At 57.6% G+C, this 20303-nt stretch carries 18 protein-coding genes; 9 read left to right on the top strand and 9 right to left on the bottom strand.

The genetic code is table 11. The features are described 5' to 3' along the window. Positions 1-4 precede the first annotated feature (4 nt). The 6 genes from cysG to ftsK form a co-directional block, all read right to left on the bottom strand. Complete coding sequence (gene cysG / locus BUE09_RS04885) at positions 5-1402, bottom strand: siroheme synthase CysG (RefSeq protein WP_073299591.1); 1398 nt, start codon at positions 1400-1402, stop codon at positions 5-7. Positions 1403-1554: 152 nt separating this feature from the next. Then, complete coding sequence (gene serS, locus BUE09_RS04880; protein WP_073299590.1) at positions 1555-2835, bottom strand: serine--tRNA ligase; 1281 nt, start codon at positions 2833-2835, stop codon at positions 1555-1557. 72 nt (positions 2836-2907) lie between these two features. Then, entirely contained in the window at positions 2908-3282 is a 375-nt protein-coding gene (gene crcB / locus BUE09_RS04875; protein ID WP_073299589.1) for a fluoride efflux transporter CrcB, read from the bottom strand. Then, positions 3279-4604 (bottom strand): replication-associated recombination protein A, encoded by a 1326-nt coding sequence (locus tag BUE09_RS04870; protein ID WP_073299588.1) that lies wholly within the window; start codon positions 4602-4604, stop codon positions 3279-3281. The genes crcB and BUE09_RS04870 overlap by 4 nt, the downstream gene beginning before the upstream one ends. A gap of 75 nt (positions 4605-4679) precedes the next feature. Then, complete coding sequence (gene lolA, locus BUE09_RS04865; RefSeq protein ID WP_073299587.1) at positions 4680-5306, bottom strand: outer membrane lipoprotein periplasmic chaperone LolA; 627 nt, start codon at positions 5304-5306, stop codon at positions 4680-4682. A gap of 15 nt (positions 5307-5321) precedes the next feature. Beyond that, positions 5322-7724, bottom strand: a complete 2403-nt coding sequence (ftsK, locus tag BUE09_RS04860) for a DNA translocase FtsK (RefSeq protein WP_172830725.1) — start codon at positions 7722-7724, stop codon at positions 5322-5324. Between the two features lie 214 nt (positions 7725-7938). On the opposite strand from ftsK, the gene trxB reads away from it, so the two are divergent. The 4 genes from trxB to infA all read left to right on the top strand — a co-directional run bounded on the left by trxB (position 7939) and on the right by infA (position 10689). Further along, on the top strand, positions 7939-8886 hold the full coding sequence (trxB, locus tag BUE09_RS04855) for a thioredoxin-disulfide reductase (RefSeq protein ID WP_073299586.1): 948 nt from the start codon (positions 7939-7941) through the stop codon (positions 8884-8886). Between the two features lie 44 nt (positions 8887-8930). Next, positions 8931-9611, top strand: coding sequence for a leucyl/phenylalanyl-tRNA--protein transferase (gene aat, locus BUE09_RS04850; RefSeq protein ID WP_073299585.1), 681 nt, complete (start codon positions 8931-8933; stop codon positions 9609-9611). 52 nt (positions 9612-9663) lie between these two features. Continuing rightward, positions 9664-10371 carry an arginyltransferase gene (locus BUE09_RS04845; protein WP_073299584.1) on the top strand — a complete coding sequence of 236 codons (708 nt, stop codon included), beginning with the start codon at positions 9664-9666 and terminating at the stop codon, positions 10369-10371. 99 nt (positions 10372-10470) lie between these two features. Further along, on the top strand, positions 10471-10689 hold the full coding sequence (gene infA / locus BUE09_RS04840) for a translation initiation factor IF-1 (protein ID WP_002553999.1): 219 nt from the start codon (positions 10471-10473) through the stop codon (positions 10687-10689). A 188-nt stretch (positions 10690-10877) separates the two neighbouring features. On the opposite strand, the gene clpA is transcribed toward infA, so the two are convergent. Then, positions 10878-13148 (bottom strand): ATP-dependent Clp protease ATP-binding subunit ClpA, encoded by a 2271-nt coding sequence (clpA, locus tag BUE09_RS04835; protein ID WP_073299583.1) that lies wholly within the window; start codon positions 13146-13148, stop codon positions 10878-10880. Positions 13149-13177: 29 nt separating this feature from the next. Next, positions 13178-13540, bottom strand: a complete 363-nt coding sequence (gene clpS, locus BUE09_RS04830; protein ID WP_073299582.1) for an ATP-dependent Clp protease adapter ClpS — start codon at positions 13538-13540, stop codon at positions 13178-13180. Positions 13541-13753: 213 nt separating this feature from the next. On the opposite strand from clpS, the gene cspD reads away from it, so the two are divergent. Then, positions 13754-14011: a cold shock domain-containing protein CspD gene (cspD, locus tag BUE09_RS04825; RefSeq protein WP_073299581.1), complete on the top strand. Its 258-nt coding sequence runs from the start codon at positions 13754-13756 to the stop codon at positions 14009-14011. A 57-nt stretch (positions 14012-14068) separates the two neighbouring features. Here the strand turns inward: cspD and icd are convergent, their stop codons facing one another. Beyond that, on the bottom strand, positions 14069-15325 hold the full coding sequence (icd, locus tag BUE09_RS04820) for an NADP-dependent isocitrate dehydrogenase (RefSeq protein WP_073299580.1): 1257 nt from the start codon (positions 15323-15325) through the stop codon (positions 14069-14071). Between the two features lie 367 nt (positions 15326-15692). Between icd and BUE09_RS04815 the strand changes: the two genes are divergently transcribed. From BUE09_RS04815 to hflD, 4 genes are all read left to right on the top strand, one after another. Continuing rightward, positions 15693-17918 carry an NADP-dependent isocitrate dehydrogenase gene (locus BUE09_RS04815; protein WP_073299579.1) on the top strand — a complete coding sequence of 742 codons (2226 nt, stop codon included), beginning with the start codon at positions 15693-15695 and terminating at the stop codon, positions 17916-17918. A gap of 117 nt (positions 17919-18035) precedes the next feature. Continuing rightward, a complete protein-coding gene (locus BUE09_RS04810; RefSeq protein WP_073299578.1) occupies positions 18036-18476 on the top strand; it encodes an NUDIX hydrolase in 441 nt (146 codons plus the stop codon). Positions 18477-18544: 68 nt separating this feature from the next. Further along, on the top strand, positions 18545-19675 hold the full coding sequence (gene mnmA, locus BUE09_RS04805) for a tRNA 2-thiouridine(34) synthase MnmA (RefSeq protein WP_073299577.1): 1131 nt from the start codon (positions 18545-18547) through the stop codon (positions 19673-19675). After that, positions 19672-20295, top strand: a complete 624-nt coding sequence (hflD, locus tag BUE09_RS04800) for a high frequency lysogenization protein HflD (RefSeq protein ID WP_073299576.1) — start codon at positions 19672-19674, stop codon at positions 20293-20295. The genes mnmA and hflD overlap by 4 nt, the downstream gene beginning before the upstream one ends. The last annotated feature ends 8 nt before the right edge of the window (positions 20296-20303 follow it).

The raw sequence follows: 20303 nt of genomic DNA, 5'->3' as shown, positions 1-20303 counted from the left end.
CAGATCACCTGTCGCGGTTCTGAGCGCCTTCAAACCAGGCGAGTTTCTCTCGCAGCTGCACCACCTCGCCAACGATGACCAGCGTAGGCGCTTGCACCTGTTCACTGGCGACCCGCTCGGCCAGATTGGCGAGAGTTCCGGTAATGACCCGCTGGTTTACAGTCGTACCTTGCTGAACCAGTGCAGCCGGCGTATCAGCTGCGCGACCGTGTGCCATCAGCTGCTGGCAGATTACTGGTAAGCCGACCAGCCCCATATAAAAGACGAGCGTCTGACTTGGCGCGACGAGCTCTGACCAGGCTAGATCGCAGCTGCCATCTTTCAGATGCCCTGTAACAAAGCGCACCGACTGTGCGTGATCGCGATGCGTCAGGGGGATGCCGGCATAGGCAGCGCAACCGCTGGCCGCCGTGATTCCCGGCACAACCTGGAACGGCACGTCGTGCGCAGCCAGCTCTTCGATTTCTTCACCGCCCCGGCCGAAGATGAACGGATCGCCTCCTTTGAGACGCAACACGCGCTTGCCTTCCTTGGCCAAGGTCACCAGCAACTGGTTGATCTGCTCCTGCGGCACCGCATGCGCTGCGCGTTGCTTACCGACATAGATGCGGTCGGCGTCCCGGCGGCACAGATCGAGAATGGCTGGCGCGACAAGACGGTCATACAGCACAACGTCAGCCTGCTGCATCAAACGCAGCGCGCGAAACGTCAGCAGATCAGGGTCTCCAGGGCCTGCGCCCACCAGATACACCTCACCCAGGTTTTTCGGCTCGGCTCCGGACAGCTTCTCAACCAGCAGTCGCTCAGCCTCCTGTTGTTGTCCTGCCAAGGCCCGCTCCGCAACATCGCCCTGGAAAACCTCCTCCCAAAAGACACGACGTTGCTGCACGTTGGAAAACCTGGCTTTGACCCGCCCGCGGAACTTTTTTGCCAGACCAGCCAACTCGCCGTAAACCGAGGGCACCCAGGTTTCGATACGCGCGCGCATGAGCCGCGCCAGCACCGGCGCATCACCACCGCTGGATACCGCGATCATCAATGGGGAGCGATCGACGATCGCAGGGAAGATGACCGTACACAGATCGGGCGAGTCGACGACGTTTACCGGCATGCCAAGCGCCCGCGCGTCTTCAGAAACTTGCGCGTTCAAAGGCTCATCATCAGTTGCCGCGATGGCCAGCACGCAGCCTGACAGATCCCTGGATTCATAACCGCGGATCAGCGCCTGACCACCGCTCTTTACGACCAGCTCGTTCAACTGTGCTTCTATTTCTGGGGCGACTACCCGCAGCACCGCACCCGCTTCCGACAATAACCGCGCCTTGCGCAGCGCAATCTCACCGCCGCCAACAACCAACACCGTACGGCCATTCAGATTGTGAAAAAGCGGCAGAAAATCCATGGGCGAGTCCTGATCACATAATTGAGATGCGGCCATCTCAACCATTACGGCAAAGACGGCCCTTGTCGAGAATCAAGGAGTCTACGCGGGTCATTGAGCCACGACTGGCCTGCTCATCCGATACCGGGCTCCGCGGAAGCAATACCCATCGATCAACCGATGACTTCAATGCCGCCCATGTATGGCCTGAGCACTTCCGGCACACGGATGGTGCCATCGACCTGCTGGTAGTTTTCCAACACGGCAACCAGGGTCCGCCCTACGGCGAGACCGGAACCGTTCAACGTGTGCACCAGTTCGGGCTTACCGGTTTCCGGGTTGCGGTAGCGCGCCTGCATGCGGCGGGCCTGGAAGTCACCGCAGCTTGAGCACGACGAGATTTCACGATACTTGTCCTGGCTCGGTACCCAGACTTCCAGGTCGTAAGTCTTGATTGCACCAAAGCCCATGTCACCCGTGCACAGGGACAAAACGCGGTAAGGCAGTTCCAGACGTTGCAGGACCTTTTCCGCATTCGCAGTCAGGCCTTCCAGTGCTTCGAGTGACTGGCTCGGCTCGACAATCTGCACCATCTCGACCTTATCGAACTGGTGCTGGCGAATCATGCCGCGGGTATCGCGCCCCGATGCGCCCGCCTCGCTACGGAAACACGGCGTATGCGCAACGAATTTCAGCGGCAGAAGTTTGGCATCGAGGATCTCACCGGCAACGATATTGGTCAGCGAGACCTCGGCAGTGGGGATCAGGTAGAGGTCGGCTTCGTTTTCACGGCTGATTTTGAACAGATCTTCTTCGAACTTTGGTAGCTGGCCAGTACCTTGCAACGCCGGCGCCTGAACCAGATACGGGGTATAGGCCTCTTCATAGCCGTGCTCACTGGTATGCAGATCAATCATGAACTGCGCCAACGCGCGATGCAGACGGGCAATAGGGCCTCGCATCAGCGCAAAGCGTGCACCGGAGAGTTTTGCAGCTGTCTCGAAATCCAGCCAGCCGTGTTGTTCACCGAGCGCGACATGGTCCTTGACCTCGAACTCGAACGTCGTGGGCGTGCCCCAGCGACGCACTTCGACGTTGTCATCCTCATCCTTGCCGACAGGAACCGACTCATGCGGCAGGTTCGGCAGGCTGAGCATCATCTGATCCAGCTCACTCTGGATGGTCTCCAGTTCTGCCTTTCCGGCTTCCAGCTCGGAACCCATACGATCGACGTCGGCAAGCAACGGGGCGATGTCTTCACCACGCTGCTTCGCCTGCCCAATGGACTTGGAGCGAGCGTTGCGCTCAGCCTGAAGTTGCTCGGTACGGGTCTGCACGGTTTTGCGCTGGGCTTCCAGGGCCTCGATACGCGCTACATCCAGCTGATAGCCGCGGGTGGCGAGGCGCTCGGCCACATCTTGCAGCTGTGTGCGTACCAGTTTCGAATCAAGCATGGTGGGTCTCGTCTATGAAAGCTTTGAGGAAAGGCGAAGAGGAACAGGAGTTTACTGCGATATGTGGCAGGTTCATAACCGCGCGAGCGCAAGTCCGGCCCAGGCAGCCAACAGACCACCGATTACGCTCACGCCGATATAGCTAAACGCCGTCGCAGCCTGACCGCTTTCCAGCAAACGCAACCCATCCAGAGAAAAGCTGGAAAAGGTGGTCAAGGCACCGAGGAAACCGATGATCAGGCCGCCGCGTAGCTCCGGCGAGAGGTCTGGACGCTGCAGAAACGACGCGTAGAGATAGCCAATGAGCAGGCAACCGAGCACATTGACCAACAAGGTCGCCAGGTAGAAGTGCTTTGGCCATTGAACAGAAACCCAGGTCGAAACACCGAACCGGATCAGCGTCCCGACAACCCCGCCAGCGGCCACAGCCAATGCCATGCGAATCATGTCTTTCTCCGTCGGCGCGAGCTCTGTTGATCAAGTCGATTCAGGTGCTCGAGCTTGTCGCGTATCTTGCTTTCCAGCCCTCGCGGTACCGGTTGGTAGTACTGCCGCGGCTCGATCGCTTCGGGGAAGTAATCTTCGCCAGCGGCATACGCATCAGGCTCATCGTGTGCATAGCGGTATTCGTTGCCATAACCCAGTTCCTTCATCAGCCGGGTTGGCGCATTGCGCAAGTGCAGCGGGACCTCCTGCGAGCCGTTCTCGCGGACATCGCGCATCGCGGCATTGAACGCGCTGTATACGGCATTGCTCTTGGGCGCACAGGCGAGATACACAATCGCCTGCGCGATCGCCAGTTCACCTTCCGGGCTACCCAGCCGCTCCTGAACATCCCAGGCTGACAGACACAAACCTAGCGCCCGCGGGTCAGCATTGCCCACTTCTTCACTGGCCATGCGCACAACACGCCGCGCGATGTACAGCGGATCGCAGCCGCCGTCGATCATTCGCGCAAACCAATACAGCGAGGCATCCGGGTTCGATCCACGCACCGACTTGTGCAGCGCCGAGATCTGGTCGTAAAAAGCTTCGCCACCTTTGTCGAAACGTCGACGGCTGTCGCCCAGCAAGTCCTGTAGTAGTTCGACGCTGATCTCGCCGCCCTCTTCGGCCAGATCGGAAGCGTTTTCCAGCAGATTCAGCAACCGTCGCCCGTCGCCATCAGCGGCAGCCATGAGGATCTGAAAGCTTTCGTTCGGCAGGCTCAAATGTAAATCACCGAGGCCTTTCGGCTCGGTCAACGCGCGGGTGACCAGCCTGCGCAGCGCCGCTTCATCCAGGCTTTTGAGCACGTAGACGCGCGCGCGCGAGAGCAAGGCATTGTTCAGCTCGAAGGAGGGATTTTCGGTTGTCGCGCCAATAAAGATCAGTGTCCCATCTTCGACATACGGGAGGAACGCGTCCTGCTGGGACTTGTTGAAGCGGTGCACTTCGTCAACGAAAAGAATTGTGCGTCGTCCATACTGGGCCGCCTGTTGTTTAGCTATTTCGACTGCCTGTCGGATCTCTTTCACGCCCGCCAGCACCGCCGAGACGGTTTCAAAATGAGCGTCCGAGACCTTTGCCAACAACCGGGCCAGTGTCGTCTTGCCGACGCCGGGCGGCCCCCAAAACACCATCGAGTGCAACGCACCTTGCTCCAGCGCCTCACGCAACGGTTTGCCACGCGCCAGCAGATGCTCCTGCCCGACGTATTCGTCAAGGCTGGCGGCGCGCAGGCGCGCGGCAAGGGGTTGGGCGACAGGTTCACGACTGAACAGGTCCATCGGCGACGGAAGCCTCTGATGCAAACGGCCTGCGGGGAAGCAGGCCGTATTGGTAAACGGAAAAGCGGCTAGCAGTTACTCCGAAATGACGTCGGCCCCTTCCGGAACTTCGAAGGTGAACAGCTCGGCTTTGAGTGGCTGGTTCAACTTGACGCCCTGAAACAGGATATTGGTGCGCTGACCAACGCCGTCAATCATTTGCATGTCGTTGATCACCCCACCGCGGAAAGACAGACGCAGGCTGTCGAACAGCGTGTCCTTGGCTTTCGGCTTGAGGGTGAAGTCGACCACTTCACCCGCCTCCCGGTGCGACACCTCGAAATTCTCGTTGATTGCCGAGACATCACCCGACAACAGCAATGCCGGAGTATGGGTCAGGCGCTGATCAAGCGTCTGGATGGTGACTTGTTCGAGATCTGGATCGTACAACCAAACCTTCTTGCCGTTAGAAACCAGCAGCTGCTCCATCGGCTCATCGGTATGCCAACGAAACTGTCCCGGACGCTTAAGCGCCATCTCACCAGAGGTTTCCTGCAGCTGGGTTCCGGTGCCATCCAGAGACAACTGGGAAAAACGGCCGGTAAGGGTGTCGGCTTTCTGCAGCAGGCCGGTCAGGCGCTGCACCGAGGCGGCCTGGTCAGCCTGAGCTGGAGCCAGCGCAAACAGCAGAGCGGATGCAAACAACGCACGAATCAATTGCATGAAGCCCTCAGCGACCTAGTCGCGGGTAGGAGGCGGCGCGAGCACTTCGCGCGAGCCGTTGGTGTTCATTGACGTCACTACGCCCGCCATTTCCATGGCTTCGATCATCCGCGCAGCGCGGTTGTAGCCGATCTTGAGCTTGCGTTGAACGGCGGAAATCGATGCTCTGCGACTTTCGGTAACGAAGCGTACCGCCTCATCGTAAAGCGGATCGTCTTCACTGTCGTCACCGCTGCCCTCGCCTCCGCCACCATCGAAGCCACTTCCAGACTCTTCCGCGCCCACCAGAATCTCTTCGATGTAATCGGGTGCACCGCGAGCCTTCCAGGCCTCGACAACACGATGCACCTCTTCATCGGAAACGAATGCACCATGGACGCGAATCGGCAGCCCAGTGCCCGGCGGCAGGTAAAGCATGTCGCCGTGTCCGAGCAGTTGCTCGGCGCCGCCCTGGTCGAGAATGGTTCGCGAGTCGATCTTGCTTGATACCTGAAACGCCATGCGGGTCGGAATGTTGGCCTTGATCAAACCGGTAATCACATCCACCGATGGCCGCTGGGTCGCCAGGATCAGGTGTATACCCGCCGCCCGTGCTTTCTGAGCGATACGCGCAATCAGCTCTTCGACCTTCTTGCCGACAATCATCATCATGTCGGCGAACTCGTCTACCACAACCACGATGGTCGGCAGCTTCTTCAAAAGCGGCGCTTCGTCATCCATGCTTTCGCGGCGATACAGCGGGTCGGTCAGCGGAGTACCAGCCTCCTCCGCGTCCTTCACCTTACGGTTGAAACCGGCCAGGTTACGGACACCCATGGCCGCCATCAGCTTATAACGCCGCTCCATTTCAGCGACGCTCCATCGCAGCGCGTTGGCCGCTTCCTTCATGTCGGTCACGACTGGGCACAACAGGTGTGGGATGCCTTCGTAGATCGACAATTCAAGCATCTTCGGGTCGATCATGATCAATCGCGCATCTTCCGGCGTCGACTTGAAGAGAATCGACAGAATCATCGCATTCACACCGACTGACTTGCCCGAACCGGTGGTACCAGCAACCAGCAAGTGGGGCATTTTTGCAAGGTCGGCAATCACCGGCTTGCCACCGATATCATGGCCGAGTGCAATCGTGACCGGCGATTTGGCATCATCGTAGGGCGCCGACGAGAGGACCTCGGAGAAGCGGACGATCTGACGGTCCTCGTTAGGAATCTCGATACCGACGGTGGTCTTGCCTGGAATCACCTCGACAACACGCACGCTGATGACCGCCAGCGAGCGTGCCAGATCCTTCGCCAGATTGGAGATACGGCTGACCTTGACCCCGGCGGCCGGCTGAATTTCGAAACGCGTGATCACCGGGCCAGGGTGTACTGACTCGACGATGACCTCTACCCCGAATTCCTTCAGCTTGATTTCCAGCAGCCGCGACATGGCCTCAAGCGACTCCGGCGAGTACTGTTTCTGCTGCTTTTCCGCCACGTCCAGTAGCGACAATGGCGGCACGCTGCCTTCGATCAGTGGATCGACGAACAGGTTGGCCTGCTTTTCCTTCAGCACTCGCTTGCTCTGCTCGACCGGCTTGGGCGGTGCAGCTGCAGGAATTACTGGAGGTGGGCGCTTATCGCGCTCGCTCATGTGTTTGCTCAACGACTCCTCGCGTTCAAGCAGCCGTCCCTTGATCTTGGCGCGCTCTCGATGATCTGGGAGCGAGCCGGCGACGTCGTTTACCACATCATCGGCTTCGCGCAGCTGCGCAACGACCTGCTTACGCTCGTTACGAGCGGACCACCAGCGGCTAAAGAAACTCTGTATCAGCTCTACCAAGTCGAGCGTGATCTTGCCGGTCAGGTCCATCACCTTGAACCATGAAAGGTCCGTAAACACCGTCAAACCGAACAGGAAGAATGCCAGCAGCAGCAGCGTGCTGCCCTGAACATTCAGCGCGGCCTCGGCGAGCTGTCCCAGGCTTTCGCCCAAAGCGCCGCCCGCCGAAGCAGGCAAACCATCCGCAAACTGAAAGTGAATATAGGCGAGCGCAGATCCGGAAAGAATCAGAAAGACGAGCCCGATCAGCCTCCAGGAAAACAGCCACCCGTTCCAGCTCCAGGGTTGGTGCCGTGCGCGAAAGACCTGCCAGGTCTTGACACCTAGCAACAAAGGAAACAGGAAAGCAAAGTAGCCGAGCGCCATGAACAGCACATCGGCAAACCAGGCGCCGGCGCGGCCGGCAGCATTCTGAACCTGCTGGACATTGCTGGTATGCGTCCAACCAGGATCGGAGGGATCGTAGGTAAGCAATGCCATCCAGAGGTAGGCGCAAAGTGCACCAAGCGCGATCAGCGCGCCCTCTTTGAGACGGTAATGCAACTGCTGGCGCCAGACGGAAGCTGGCGCGGTAGAGGAAGTATTCTTCAAAACGCTTTATTTCCTGCGCCCGCGGCGCGCTCTATGAACCGTAGTCAGCCTGAACTTGTGCATTGTACGGGTTTGTCGATTCGATGGCATTGCCGGTTCCGTGCCGGCTTGGGCTTTTGTCCGTGCTTCGGTGTAGCATAAACGCCAGTTTTTTAAGCGTGACTCGACTGGAGCACGCTTCTCCATTGACAACAAAGGCTTATGAGGGCTTTTTATGAATGAAGTCAAGCATTCACGTCTGATCATCCTCGGCTCGGGCCCGGCCGGTTATACCGCGGCCGTATACGCAGCCCGCGCTAATTTGAAGCCGCTGATGATCACCGGCATTCAGCCCGGCGGCCAGCTGACCACCACTACAGAAGTGGACAACTGGCCGGGGGATGTTGAGGGCCTGACTGGCCCCGCGCTGATGGAGCGGATGCAGAAACACGCAGAGCGTTTCGACACCGAAGTAGTATTCGACCACATCCACACCGCCGAACTGCAGCAGAAGCCCTTTATCCTGAAAGGCGACAGCGCAACTTACAGCTGCGACGCATTGATCATCGCGACCGGCGCATCGGCCCAGTATCTCGGCCTGCCCTCAGAGGAAGCCTTCGCAGGACGAGGCGTGTCGGCATGCGCCACCTGTGACGGGTTCTTCTACCGTAATCAGGTCGTGGCCGTAATCGGCGGCGGCAACACCGCTGTGGAAGAAGCGCTGTATCTCTCGAATATTGCCAAAGAAGTGCATCTGATCCACCGCCGCGACAAGCTGCGCTCCGAAAGGATCTTGCAGGACAAGATCATGGAGAAGGCAGCCAATGGCAACATTCGCCTGCACTGGAACCACACGCTTGAAGAAGTACTGGGCGATGCGAGTGGCGTAACAGGAGTGAGACTGAAGAGCACCGAGTCCGGCGAAGAGCAGAAACTCGACCTGACAGGCGTTTTCATCGCTATCGGACACAAGCCCAACACGGACCTTTTCCAGGGCCAACTCGAGATGAAAGACGGCTATCTCATGATCAAGGGCGGCAATGAGGGCGATGCGACGAGCACCACGATCCCAGGCGTGTTTGCTGCAGGCGATGTAGCCGATCACGTTTATCGTCAGGCGATCACTTCGGCCGGCGCTGGCTGTATGGCCGCGCTAGATGCCGAAAAATACCTCGACCTGTAAAACCCTCTACGGGCGGACGCCCCATCCGCCCCGTGACTATCGATATGCTGACCTGGCTGCAGCGCGACGACCTGTCGTTCCCCCCGCTCGAAAAAGCCATGCGCGATCCCAACGGACTTCTCGCTGCAGGAGGCGATCTCTCGCCTGAGCGTCTACTAGCGGCCTACCGTCACGGCTGCTTTCCCTGGTACCAGGAAGGACAACCACTCCTCTGGTGGTCACCCGACCCACGCACCGTCCTCTACCCCGAAGAGCTGCATGTCTCGCGCAGCCTGCGCAAGAAGTTACGGCAAGGTGCATTTAGCATCACCTTCGACAAAGCGTTTCGAGACGTCCTTGAAGGCTGTGCCGGCCCGCGAAATTACACCGACGGCACCTGGATCACCCTACCGATGCAAGAGGCTTATCTGCAGCTGCATCAGCTCGGCATCGCTCACTCAATTGAAGTCTGGCAAGACGAACGGCTGGTCGGAGGCCTCTATGGCCTCGCAATGGGTCGACTATTCTTCGGCGAATCGATGTTCAGTCGAACGACCGACGCATCCAAGGCGGGATTCGTGACACTGGTGGAACGCCTCCGCGACTGGGGATTCGAATTGATTGACTGCCAGATGCACACGCAACACCTAGCCAATTTTGGCGCGAGACCCATACCCCGACAGACTTTCGCCAAGACGCTCGCTCACTATCTGGATGAACCCAGTACGGCCCGATGGGAGCCCTAGTCGACGAAGCCAAGCTGACCTACACTGATTTCAAGATTTCCGAGAGCTGACCATGACTTCACTGGCTCGTCTCAAGTTCTACGCCACCCAGCCTCACGCCTGCAGCTATCTGCCCGACGAACAGGCCACTACGCTCTTCCTCGACCCCAGCCAGCCGATGGATGTACAGGTGTACGCAGAGCTGTCCGAAATGGGCTTCCGTCGCAGCGGTGATCACCTCTACCGCCCGCATTGCCAACGCTGCACTGCCTGTATTCCCGCACGGATACCAGCCGATGGACTGCAGCTCAATCGTCAGCAGAAGCGCATCCTCAAGCGCAACGCCGACCTGAACGTTACCGATGTCCGCCCTTCATTCACGGAAGAATATTACGCGCTCTACGCAAGCTATATCGAACAGCGCCATGCTGATGGGGATATGTACCCGCCAAGCAGAGATCAGTTTCATACCTTCCTGGTCCGCGACCTGCCGTTCTCTCGCTTCTACGAGTTCCGCCTGGAAGGACGCCTGCTCGCGCTGGCGGTGACCGATCTGCTACCCAATGGCCTGTCCGCCGTTTATACCTTTTATGAGCCAAGCGAGGAGCGCCGCAGCCTTGGCCGCTATGCAATTCTCTGGCAGGTCAGTGAAGCGGTCCGACTTGGATTAAAAGCGGTCTATCTCGGCTACTGGATCAAAAACTGTCGCAAAATGAACTACAAGACCGAGTATCGCCCAATCGAACTGCTGGTTAACCAGCGCTGGATAACACTAACCTGAGCCCTTGGCTCTCGGAGCCCTTTCAGGCACAATACTTGCCGCTTTTACCCGGGCATTCTTCGCACCGGGTCTATCATTGGACACCGAGGGCTTTACTGAATGTCGAAAGAAGACAGCTTCGAAATGGAAGGTACTGTCGTCGACACCCTGCCCAACACCATGTTTCGTGTGGAGTTGGAAAATGGGCACGTCGTTACTGCGCACATCTCCGGAAAGATGCGCAAGAACTACATCCGGATTCTTACCGGTGACAAGGTTCGTGTAGAACTTACACCGTACGACCTGAGCAAAGGCCGCATCACCTACCGCGCCCGCTGACAGGACGCGAGCATGAACGCCCGGCATAGGCCGGGCTTTTCATTTGGACCTGCCCAAAGGACTGAGAGCCTCGATTGTTTAACGCACCAACAAGCATAGCGGCTAGGTCTTATTAATCCTGCGCTCTGCCACTGTTCAAATAAAAACGCCCGGGATACCGGGCGTTTTATTTCAGTACCTCTGCTGCATTACGCCAACTCGGCCGAAGTTTCAAAGTCGAAGTACGGCTCGCCGTCCCGGATATCGATGTGAACCACTCCGCCGTGCTCGGCCAACTCACCGAACAGAATTTCCTCAGCCAATGGCCGCTTGATCTTGTCCTGAATCAGCCGAGCCATTGGCCGCGCGCCCATTTGCACATCGTAACCACGTTCGGCCAACCAACCTCGCGCCGCGTCGGACACTTCAAGCGTGACATGCTTGTCCTCAAGTTGCGCCTGCAACTCAATGAGGAACTTGTCGACAATGCTCTTGATGACTTCGTGACTGAGACGGCCAAACTGGATGATAGTGTCCAGGCGGTTTCTGAACTCTGGCGTGAAGCTCTTCTTGATCACCTCCATTGCATCCGAGGCGTGGTCCTGATGAGTGAAGCCAATCGAGGCTCTCGCCGCGGTTTCCGCACCGGCATTAGTCGTCATGATGACGATGACATTACGGAAGTCGGCTTTCCGGCCGTTATTATCCGTCAGCGTGCCATGGTCCATGACCTGCAGCAGCAGGTTGAAAACCTCCGGGTGCGCCTTTTCTATCTCATCGAGAAGCAGAACACAGTGTGGTTGCTTGGTGATCGCCTCGGTCAGCAGCCCACCCTGATCAAAGCCAACGTAGCCAGGCGGCGCGCCGATGAGGCGAGACACGGTGTGACGCTCCATGTACTCGGACATATCGAAGCGTACGAGCTCAATACCCAGCGCCCGCGCAAGCTGCCGAGCAGCTTCTGTTTTACCAACACCCGTAGGGCCTGCAAAAAGGAACGAGCCGACCGGCTTATCAGGCGCCTTAAGCCCCGCACGCGAAAGCTTGATCGCCGTAGCCAGCGAATCGATGGCGTCATCCTGCCCGAATACAGTCAACTTCAGGTCTCGCTCCAGATTACGCAGGAGCTCCTTGTCGGAGGTGCTCACATGCTTTGGAGGGATGCGCGCGATCTTCGCGACAATGTCTTCAACCTGCTCGACATCTATCCGCGAGACGCGTTTATCTTCAGGCTGAAGACGCTGGTACGCGCCTGCCTCATCGATTACATCTATTGCCTTGTCCGGCATATGCCGATCATTGATATACCGAGAGGCGAGCTCCGCTGCCGCGCGCAGCGATTCATCGCTGTATTCGATGTTGTGGTGCTGCTCGAAGCGGCCCTTCAGTCCTCTCAGGATACCGATGGTGTCCTCAACGGACGGCTCTGAAACATCGACTTTCTGGAAGCGACGCGCGAGCGCCCGATCTTTCTCGAAGATGCCACGGAACTCCTGAAAGGTGGTGGACCCAATACAACGGATCTCCCCAGACGACAACAACGGCTTGAGTAAGTTTGATGCGTCCATCACGCCGCCCGAAGCGGCACCAGCCCCAATGATGGTGTGAATTTCGTCAATGAACAGGACTGCCTGCGGACGCTTACGAAGCTCATTCAGAAGCGCCTTGAAGCGCTTCTCGAAATCTCCGCGATACTTCGTACCGGCCAACAGCGCACCCAGATCGAGTGAATAAACGACGCTGTTGGCGAGTAGCTCGGGGACCTGATTATCGACGATGCGCTTGGCAAGCCCCTCAGCAATCGCGGTCTTACCCACTCCAGCCTCACCGACCAGCAATGGATTATTTTTGCGACGCCGCGCCAGAATCTGAGCAACTCGCTCAACCTCGTGCTCACGGCCGACCAACGGATCGATACGGCCCTGACGAGCCAGATCATTCAGATTGCTTGCATAGGCATCAAGCGGGTTTCCGGCTGTAGACGATTCACCACCCTCCTCATCCTGCATTTCCGTATCGCTTTCCGTACTGCCGTTATTACCGGGAACCTTGGAAATACCATGGGCAATGTAATTGACGACGTCGATGCGGGCGACATTCTGCTGCTTGAGCAAAAACACCGCCTGGCTTTCCTGCTCACTGAAAATCGCAACCAGCACATTGGCGCCAGTGACCTCACGCTTACCCGAGCTTTGAACGTGGAACACCGCCCGCTGCAACACTCGCTGGAAGCCTAGGGTCGGCTGGGTTTCGCGCTCGTCATCATGCTGCGGAATCAAAGGCGTAGTGGAGTCGATAAATTCCTGAAGGTCGTGACGCAGTTTGTCGAGGCTGGCTCCACAGGCACGCAGGACCGTTGCGGCTGCTTCATTGTCCAGCAGGGCTAACAGAAGGTGTTCAACCGTCATGAACTCATGACGCTTGGTACGTGCCTCCTTGAAAGCCAGATTCAGAGTGACTTCGAGCTCACGGTTCAACATAGCTTTCACCTCTTACCCAGCAGTCGGGTTTAACCGTCCTTCTCGATCTCACAAAGCAACGGATGCTGGCATTCCCTTGCATATTGATTGACCTGCATTGCTTTGGTTTCAGCAACGTCGCGCGTGTAGACGCCACAAACGGCCCGCCCTTCGGTATGAACCGCCAGCATGATCTTGGTGGCCAGCTCCCGATTGTGATTGAAAATTCCTTCGAGCACCTCCACGACGAAATCCATCGGCGTGTAGTCGTCATTAAACATGACAACTTTGAACATCGGTGGTGCCTTCAGTTGCGGCTTGGCTTCCTCGACTGCCAGGCTAGAGGAGTCATCATCCGATGGATTCGGACGATCTTGATTGAATATTAGTCGAATCTCTGGAAATGCACGCATGCGTATAACAGTTCTAGATCGGGGCGCCGAGGCCGGGTAAATAGAAGGGCTTCACAGCCACCTGACGAGTCGCCTTGACTATCGGCAAAACGATGATACAAACAGTATGTGCCACAACGGCAACGGGCTGCGCATGTGGGCCATGTACTGCATCAGCGCGGAATGAAATGGATGTTACTCCAGTGATGAACTCCTTTGCAGAGGGAAAACAGCATGCTAAGCGGTAAGGTCAAGTGGTTCAACAACGCTAAAGGCTATGGATTTATCGTAGCAGACGGCGGCGATGAGGACCTGTTCGCCCACTACTCGGCCATTCAAATGGAAGGGTACAGAACTCTGAAAGCTGGGCAAGCAGTCATGTTCGACATACTGCAAGGTCCAAAGGGCCTACACGCAACCAACATTCGGTCGCTGCAAACCACTGTGGAGGCGGTTGCATCTGTCTCACAGGGCTCGACCGTAGACGCCTGACGCCAGGCAACAAAAAGGCCGATCATCGATCGGCCTTTTTGTGTCGCTCTCGCACGCTTACATGTGGGAGATCATCGCATCGCCAAATTCCGAGCAGGACATCAGCTTCGCGCCGTCCATCAGGCGCTCAAAGTCATAGGTCACTGTCTTGGCCGCAATCGCGGCTTCCGTCGACTTGATGATCAGGTCTGCGGCCTCCAGCCATCCCATATGTCGCAACATCATTTCTGCCGACAGGATCAGCGACCCGGGATTGACTTTATCCTGGCCCGCATATTTCGGCGCCGTGCCGTGTGTGGCCTCGAACATGGCAACCGTGTCCGAGAGATTGGCGCCCGGCGCGATGCCGATGCCACCGACCTCTGCGGCCAACGCATCGGACAGGTAGTCGCCGTTCAGGTTAAGGGTCGCAATAACATCGTACTCAGCGGGACGCAGCAGGATCTGCTGCAGCATTGCGTCAGCAATGGCATCTTTGACGACGATATTTTTGCCTGTGTTGGGGTTCTTGAACTGCATCCACGGGCCACCGTCCAGCAACTCTGCACCAAACTCATCGCGCGCCACCTCGTAGCCCCATTCCTTGAATGCGCCTTCGGTGAACTTCATGATGTTGCCCTTGTGGACCAAGGTGACCGAGCTACGATCATTGTCGACAGCATACTGCAGCGCCTTGCGCACCAGCCGCTTGGTCCCTTCCAGCGATACCGGCTTGATACCGATACCGCAGTTCTCTGTGAAGCGAATCTTCTTGACGCCCATTTCTTCAGTAAGGAACTTGATGACCTTTTCGCATTCAGGCGAACCGGCCTTCCACTCCACACCTGCGTAAATGTCTTCGGAGTTCTCACGGAAGATGACCATGTCGACGTCTGCCGGCTTCTTTACCGGGCTGGGTACGCCGGTAAACCAGCGAACCGGACGCTGACAGACATAAAGGTCGAGCTCCTGCCGCAGCGCAACGTTCAATGAACGAATTCCGCCACCGACTGGAGTGGTCAGCGGCCCTTTGATCGAAACCACGTAATCACGAACGACATCCAGCGTTTCCTTGGGCAGCCAGGTGTCCTGGTCGTATACCTGCGTCGCCTTCTCGCCTGCATAGATTTCCATCCAGGCGATCTTGCGCTCACCGCCGTAGGCCTTCTCTACGGCCGCGTCGACCACCTTGATCATCACTGGGCTGATGTCAACGCCAATACCGTCGCCTTCTATATACGGAATGATCGGATTATTGGGGACGTTCAGGGTGTTATCGGTATTGACGGTGATTTTGTCACCGCTGGCAGGCACCTGGATCTTTTGGTATCCCATGCTGGACTCCGTTTTTGTGGTTAAACATTAAACAGTGGTCATCTTCGAAGAGTAACCCAGTTGAATCGACCTAAACCATATGTTCGTTCGTCGTATGGTCGGGGCATTCTTTGACAATGGGCGGCGGTGATATACTGCTTAGGTGACTAACGAGTCATGAGGGGCAACCGACCTCCGATGAGATCATTGCCTCTGCACCGCCAGACTGCCAACCGCAGCCGGTCGGATCAAACACTCAACACTCCAGTGGTGCTGCATCCAACATCATCGCGGCGAACCTCGAGACTGGCACGGCTAACGCAGCCAGGGCGCCTACCTGCGCACTTCGAGATTCTGTGCACGCTCAGCAAGAGAGAGTTAACTCTAAATGTCCACCCGCTCGAAGATTATCTACACCTTCACCGACGAAGCCCCGGCGCTGGCCACCTATTCGCTTCTGCCCATTGTTGAAGCCTTTGCCGCCTCCGCTAATATAGCCGTCGAAACACGTGACATCTCTCTCGCAGGGCGCATTCTTGCAAGCTTTGCCGATCAGCTGGATGCCGATAAAGTTGTGGAAGATGACCTGGCCAAGCTTGCCGAGCTGACTAATCAGCCGGACGCCAACATCATCAAGTTACCCAACATCAGCGCTTCCATCCCCCAGCTCAAAGCGGCTATCGCCGAACTGCAAGCCTTGGGTTACAACATCCCCAACTTCCCAGAAGATCCGCAGACCGATGCGGACAAGGAAATACGGGCGCGTTACGGCAAGGTACTCGGCAGCGCGGTAAACCCGGTCCTGCGCGAAGGCAACTCTGACCGGCGCGCACCGGCGGCCGTGAAAGCCTTCGCTCGCAAGCACCCGCATTCGATGGGTAAGTGGAGCAAGGCATCGCAGTCGCACGCGGACTACATGCGCGGCGGCGATTTCTTCTCCAGCGAACAATCCATCACCATGAAAGCAGCCGGTGATGTGCGCATCGAGTTTGTCGGCAAGGACGATAAGGTAGAGGTCATGAAGCAACTCGCCCTCCAGGAAGGCGAAGTGCTCGACGGTATGTTCATGAGCTGTAACAAGCTGCGCGAGTTTTTCGAGGAAACGCTGCAGGATTGCAAGGCAACCGGCGTTATGTGGTCCCTGCACGTCAAGGCCACCATGATGAAGATCTCGCATCCGATTGTCTTCGGCCATGCGGTCAGCGTTTATTACAAAGACGTCTTCGACAAGTACGGCGAGCTGTTCAAAGAGCTGGGCGTCAACCCGAACAATGGGATCAGCAGCGTCTACGACAAGATCAAATCGCTGCCCGATTCTCAGCAGGAAGAGATTCTGCACGACATCCACGCCTGCTACGCTGAGCGCCCAGAAATGGCGATGGTTGACTCTGTCAAAGGCATCACCAACCTGCACATCCCGAGCGATGTGATCGTGGACGCCTCCATGCCCGCCATGATCCGCAACTCGGGTCAGATGTGGGGCAAGGATGGCAAGCAGAAGGACACCAAAGCGGTGATGCCGGAGAGCACCTACGCTCGCATCTACCAGGAGATGATCAACTTCTGCAAAACCAATGGCGCCTTTGATCCGGTAACCATGGGCAGCGTGCCGAACGTAGGCCTGATGGCACAGAAAGCTGAAGAGTACGGCTCCCACGACAAGACCTTCGAGATGCAAGCTGACGGCATCATGCGCGTCGTGTCGACCGACGGCACCGTGCTGATGCAGCACCCGGTGGAGAAAGGCGACATCTGGCGCGCCTGCCAGACCAAGGACGCGCCGATCCGCGACTGGGTCAAGCTGGCCGTTACCCGCGCACGCCAATCGGACACGCCAGCGATCTTCTGGCTTGACCCGGAGCGCGCCCACGATCGCGAACTTCAGAAGAAGGTCGAAACTTACCTACAGGATCATGACCTGACCGGCCTCGACATCCGCATGATGGACTACAACGAAGCCATCCGCGTCAGCATGGAGCGCTTGATTCGTGGTCTGGACACTATCTCCGTGACCGGCAACGTTCTGCGCGACTACCTGACCGACCTGTTCCCGATCATGGAACTCGGCACATCCGCGAAGATGCTCTCTGTCGTCCCACTTATGGCCGGCGGTGGCATGTACGAAACAGGTGCCGGTGGCTCTGCACCCAAGCACGTCCAGCAGCTGATCGAGGAAAACCATCTGCGCTGGGACTCGCTCGGTGAGTTCCTGGCGCTGGCGGTATCGCTGGAAGAGACCGGAATCAAAACCGACAACGTCAAAGCCAAGCTACTCGGCAAGACACTGGACGCGGCTACAGGCAAGCTGCTCGACAACAACAAGTCTCCGTCCCGCCGTACTGGTGAGCTGGACAACCGCGGCAGCCACTTCTATTTGGCGCTGTACTGGGCACAGGAGCTCGCAGCACAAACCGAAGACGCCGGCCTGCAAGCCCACTTCGCACCCCTGGCGAAGCAGCTGCAGGATAGCGAAGAAGCCATTCTTGCTGAGCTGGCCGAGGTTCAGGGCAAGCCAGTCGAGATTGGCGGCTACTACCGCTCCAACCCCGAACTGACCAGCAAGGCAATGCGCCCAAGTGCAACGTTCAACGCTGCGCTCGCCGTCCTGGCCTGATCGGAGCTGGCAGTACTGGTGAATGAAAGTGAACCCCGGCGCTACGCCGGGGTTTCTTTATTTACAACGCATGTAAAAACACGCCCTCTTTGTATCCAGATCAGCCCGAGGTTGAACATGACCTGGCATCCACACATCACGGTGGCAACGATTGTCGAAGTCGATGGCCGCTTCCTGATGGTCGAAGAATCCAAAGGTGGTCGATTGGTACTCAATCAACCGGCCGGGCACCTTGAGCCCGACGAGACATTACGCCAAGCGGCGGTACGCGAAACCCTTGAGGAAACCGGCTGGGAGGTTGCCCTCAAAGGCGTGGTAGGTGTCTATCTATACACTGCACCAAGTAATGGCGTTACCTACCAGCGCGTCTGCTTCGCGGCCTCACCAGTTCGCCATGAGTCACACCGCGAGCTCGATAGTGGCATTGTCGCAGCCCTCTGGATGACTCGAGACGAACTCGCCAACCAACCGGAGCGTTGGCGCAGCGAACTGATTCTGCGCTGCATTGATGACTACCTGGCTGGCCCGACCCATGATCTCGCAGTCATACGCGACTGATCGACCTCTAACCGCTGGCTTGGCCGGCCTGTTAGAATTGCACGCTTTGCAGTTAACCCTGAGTCTTTATGCCTGATTCACCATTTATCGCCCCTGAAAACCTGCGCGTCATCGTCGGCATGTCCGGCGGCGTCGACTCTTCGGTTTCCGCCCTGCTTCTGCTTGAGCAGGGTTACCAGGTCGAAGGCCTGTTCATGAAGAACTGGGAAGAAGATGATGGCACCGAGTACTGCACAGCTCGGGAAGATCTGGCCGACGCTCAGGCCGTCTGCGACCGGATCGGCATAAAACTGCACACGGCGAATTTTGCCGCTGAGTACTGGGATAATGTATTCGAGCACTTTCTGGCTGAGTACAAAGCCGGAAGGACGCCTAACCCGGATATCCTTTGCAACCGTGAGATCAAGTTCAAGGCGTTCCTTGATTATGCTCTGGCGCTCGGTGCCGACCTGATTGCCACCGGGCATTACGTCAGGCGCCGCGACATTGACGGACGCAGCGAGCTGCTCAAAGGGCTGGACTCGAACAAGGACCAAAGCTATTTCCTCCACGCTGTCGGCGGCGAGCAGCTAAGCAAAACGCTGTTCCCGGTAGGGGAGCTGGAAAAGCCGGCGGTCCGCGCAGTTGCGGAAAAGCACGGTTTGGCGACGGCGAAGAAGAAGGACTCAACAGGAATCTGTTTCATCGGGGAACGTCGTTTCAGCGATTTCCTCAAGCAATATCTACCTGCCCAGCCGGGCGATATCGAGACGATCGATGGCGAAATCATCGGCAGCCATCACGGCCTTATGTACCACACCATCGGCCAGCGACAGGGTTTGGGTATCGGCGGCCTTAAGGATGCAAGCGACGAGCCGTGGTACGTTTTGAGCAAGGATCTCGAGCGCAATGTGCTGGTAGTCGGCCAGGGCAATGATCATCCATGGCTGTTTTCCAGGGCTTTGCTGGTCTCGGAAATTTATTGGGTCAACCCGATCGAACTGCCCGCGCCATTGCAGCTCACGGCCAAGGTGCGCTATCGCCAGAGCGATCAGACATGCACGCTGGAGCAGACCGACAACGGCTATCGAGCGGTATTCAACGAGCCGCAACGCGCCGTAACGCCAGGCCAGTCAGTGGTGTTCTATGACGGCGAAGTCTGCCTCGGCGGTGGTGTAATCGAGACTGCGGAGCCCTGGTTCGCCGGAGCCCGCCCATGACACCACGACAGGAACAACTGGTTGCGCTCGGCGCGGTGTTTGAAGCTGCAGCGCTGGTTGATCGAATAGCCCGAACCGGACAGGTGCCAAACGCTGCCATGGCGAACCTGCTGGGCAGTCTGCTGGTGCGAGAAGACAAGCCGGCTCTGGAAATCTATGGCGGGGACGACTTGAATCTTCGCGAGGGCTATCGAGCACTGGTCGGCGCACTGGAGCGAGATACCAGCAGCCTGCAACGCGAGCCGCTGCGCTATGCGCTGGCGATGATTGGCCTGGAACGGCAACTGGATAAACGCGGCGACCTGTTACAGGTGATAGGCAGTCGCCTGGACCAGATACAGCAGCAGGCCGATCATTTTGGTCTGACCCACGAAAACGTGATCGCCTCTTTTGGCGGGCTGTACCAAGACACGCTTAGTACCTTTCGCCAACGCATTCAGGTCCAAGGCGATATGCGCCACCTCCAGCAGAGCGACAACGCTGCGAAGATCCGCGCGCTTCTGCTAGCGGGAATACGTTCAGCGCGGCTCTGGCGCCAACTCGGCGGGCATCGGTGGCAGATGGTATTCAGCCGGCGCAAGCTGCTGGATGAGCTTTATCCGATGCTCCGCTCGGAATAAGCTCCCGC

The organism is Stutzerimonas xanthomarina DSM 18231 (genome assembly GCF_900129835.1).
GTDB classification, from domain to species: Bacteria; Pseudomonadota; Gammaproteobacteria; order Pseudomonadales; family Pseudomonadaceae; genus Stutzerimonas; species Stutzerimonas xanthomarina.
Note: the sequence above shows the minus strand (reverse complement) of the source record. Positions and strands in the feature narration are given on the sequence as shown.

Excerpts from the sequence above, each read along its gene's own strand:
- BUE09_RS04815 (WP_073299579.1), top strand. The coding sequence starts at position 15,693 with ATGTCCACCCGCTCGAAGATTATCTACACCTTCACCGACGAAGCCCCG.
- hflD (WP_073299576.1), top strand. The coding sequence starts at position 19,672 with ATGACACCACGACAGGAACAACTGGTTGCGCTCGGCGCGGTGTTTGAA.
- crcB (WP_073299589.1), bottom strand. The coding sequence starts at position 3,282 with ATGATTCGCATGGCATTGGCTGTGGCCGCTGGCGGGGTTGTCGGGACG.
- mnmA (WP_073299577.1), top strand. The coding sequence starts at position 18,545 with ATGCCTGATTCACCATTTATCGCCCCTGAAAACCTGCGCGTCATCGTC.
- clpA (WP_073299583.1), bottom strand. The coding sequence starts at position 13,148 with ATGTTGAACCGTGAGCTCGAAGTCACTCTGAATCTGGCTTTCAAGGAG.
- BUE09_RS04870 (WP_073299588.1), bottom strand. The coding sequence starts at position 4,604 with ATGGACCTGTTCAGTCGTGAACCTGTCGCCCAACCCCTTGCCGCGCGC.
- lolA (WP_073299587.1), bottom strand. The coding sequence starts at position 5,306 with ATGCAATTGATTCGTGCGTTGTTTGCATCCGCTCTGCTGTTTGCGCTG.
- serS (WP_073299590.1), bottom strand. The coding sequence starts at position 2,835 with ATGCTTGATTCGAAACTGGTACGCACACAGCTGCAAGATGTGGCCGAG.
- BUE09_RS04810 (WP_073299578.1), top strand. The coding sequence starts at position 18,036 with ATGACCTGGCATCCACACATCACGGTGGCAACGATTGTCGAAGTCGAT.
- icd (WP_073299580.1), bottom strand. The coding sequence starts at position 15,325 with ATGGGATACCAAAAGATCCAGGTGCCTGCCAGCGGTGACAAAATCACC.
- cspD (WP_073299581.1), top strand. The coding sequence starts at position 13,754 with ATGCTAAGCGGTAAGGTCAAGTGGTTCAACAACGCTAAAGGCTATGGA.
- trxB (WP_073299586.1), top strand. The coding sequence starts at position 7,939 with ATGAATGAAGTCAAGCATTCACGTCTGATCATCCTCGGCTCGGGCCCG.
- aat (WP_073299585.1), top strand. The coding sequence starts at position 8,931 with ATGCTGACCTGGCTGCAGCGCGACGACCTGTCGTTCCCCCCGCTCGAA.
- cysG (WP_073299591.1), bottom strand. The coding sequence starts at position 1,402 with ATGGATTTTCTGCCGCTTTTTCACAATCTGAATGGCCGTACGGTGTTG.
- BUE09_RS04845 (WP_073299584.1), top strand. The coding sequence starts at position 9,664 with ATGACTTCACTGGCTCGTCTCAAGTTCTACGCCACCCAGCCTCACGCC.
- infA (WP_002553999.1), top strand. The coding sequence starts at position 10,471 with ATGTCGAAAGAAGACAGCTTCGAAATGGAAGGTACTGTCGTCGACACC.
- clpS (WP_073299582.1), bottom strand. The coding sequence starts at position 13,540 with ATGCGTGCATTTCCAGAGATTCGACTAATATTCAATCAAGATCGTCCG.